Below are 1,856 nucleotides of genomic sequence, written 5' to 3'. Positions count from 1 at the left end.
CTGCCCAGATGGACGGCGCGATCCTGGTAGTAGCAGCGACTGACGGCCCGATGCCGCAGACTCGTGAGCACATCCTGCTGGGTCGTCAGGTTGGTATCCCGTACATGATCGTGTTCATGAACAAGTGTGACATGGTTGATGACGAAGAGCTGCTCGAACTGGTAGAGATGGAAGTTCGTGAACTGCTGACCGAGTACGACTTCCCGGGTGATGACCTGCCGGTAGTTCGCGGTTCCGCACTGAAAGCGCTGGAAGGCGACGCTCAGTGGGAAGAGAAGATCATCGAGCTGGCTGGCCACCTGGATACCTACATCCCTGAGCCGGAGCGCGCGATTGACCAGCCGTTCCTGATGCCTATCGAAGACGTATTCTCTATCGCTGGCCGTGGTACCGTAGTTACCGGTCGTGTAGAGCGCGGTATCGTTAAAGTAGGTGAGACTGTAGAAATCGTTGGTATCAAAGATACCGTTTCTACCACCTGTACCGGTGTAGAAATGTTCCGTAAGCTGCTGGACGAAGGTCGTGCAGGCGAGAACATCGGCGCGCTGCTGCGTGGTGTTAAGCGTGAAGACGTAGAGCGTGGTCAGGTACTGGCCAAGCCGGGTTCTATCAAGCCGCACACCAAGTTCGAATCTGAAGTGTACGTACTGTCCAAAGAAGAAGGTGGTCGTCATACCCCGTTCTTCAAAGGCTACCGTCCGCAGTTCTACTTCCGTACTACCGACGTGACCGGTACCATCGAACTGCCGGAAGGCGTAGAGATGGTAATGCCGGGCGACAACATCAAGATGGTTGTTACCCTGATTGCGCCGATCGCGATGGACGACGGCCTGCGTTTCGCTATCCGTGAAGGTGGCCGTACCGTAGGTGCTGGTGTTGTAGCTAGCGTAATCGCCTAATCGATTCGTTATATACAAACATGAAAAGGGGTGGCTTCGGCCACCCCTTTTATTTTTGGGGCTATTTATGGCCTGTGAGATACTGGACAAAACCATTGATAGAGGTAGTTTCCGTGAGCAACCCCGCCATTTTTCTGGATCGTGACGGTGTCATCAATGAAGACACTGGCTATGTCAGTCAGGTCGATGATTTCCATTTTCTGCCCGGAGTCATAGACGCCCTGCAGCTCCTCAAAAAGAAAGGCTATCTGCTGGTCGTCGTCACCAACCAGTCCGGAATCGCCCGCGGCTACTTCAGTGAAGATGACTTCATGAATCTGACTGAATGGATGGATTGGTCACTGGCTGATCGGGATGTGGATCTCGATGGCATCTACTTCTGCCCCCATCATCCGGATCACGGCGCCCCCTGTGATTGCCGCAAACCGGAACCAGGCATGCTGCTGTTGGCGCAACAGGAACTGGGGATCGACATGAGTCGTTCCTATATGGTGGGTGACAAGCCTTCCGATCTAAAAGCTGCCGTCAATGCTGGGGTTGGTCACAAAATCATGGTCAGAACCGGTAAGCCGGTGACCGAAACGGGTAGTGCGCTGGCCGATGCTCTCTATGACAATCTGCACGATTTTGCTGTTGCGGTGCCTGCAGTGAGCTGATTTCGCCGGTTTAATATGCCAATTGGTGGCTTTGTGAGCGAACGGACAACGAAAGCCATCTTTTTGCAATTATCTGCTTGCCAGAAAGAATCTGTTCCCTATAATGCGCCTCCATCGACAGGGCAAGCGGCAACGCAAACAACTTTGTCGGTAACCTCGAAAAGCCTTTGAAAATAAGGCTTGACTCGAGAAAGCGGTTGAGTAGAATTTCACTCCCGCAGCAACACGCTGTTGCGTCGCTCTTTAACAATTTGAATCAAGCAATCTGTGTGGGCACTCACAGCATCGAACATCAAAAACA

Annotated in this window: 2 protein-coding genes; both read left to right on the top strand. The window is 52.7% G+C overall.

Annotation, left to right across the window (positions count from 1 at the left end; genetic code table 11):
• A partial coding sequence (gene tuf, locus ACW5XC_RS20350) for an elongation factor Tu (protein ID WP_456516112.1) occupies positions 1–899 on the top strand: 899 nt, incomplete at its 5' end.
• Positions 900–1,012: 113 nt separating this feature from the next.
• Entirely contained in the window at positions 1,013–1,555 is a 543-nt protein-coding gene (gmhB, locus tag ACW5XC_RS20345) for a D-glycero-beta-D-manno-heptose 1,7-bisphosphate 7-phosphatase (protein WP_005356377.1), read from the top strand.
• Positions 1,556–1,856 lie beyond the last annotated feature (301 nt).

It is taken from the genome of Aeromonas sp. 25-AL00135, from assembly GCF_054052385.1.
Note: the sequence above shows the minus strand (reverse complement) of the source record. Positions and strands in the feature narration are given on the sequence as shown.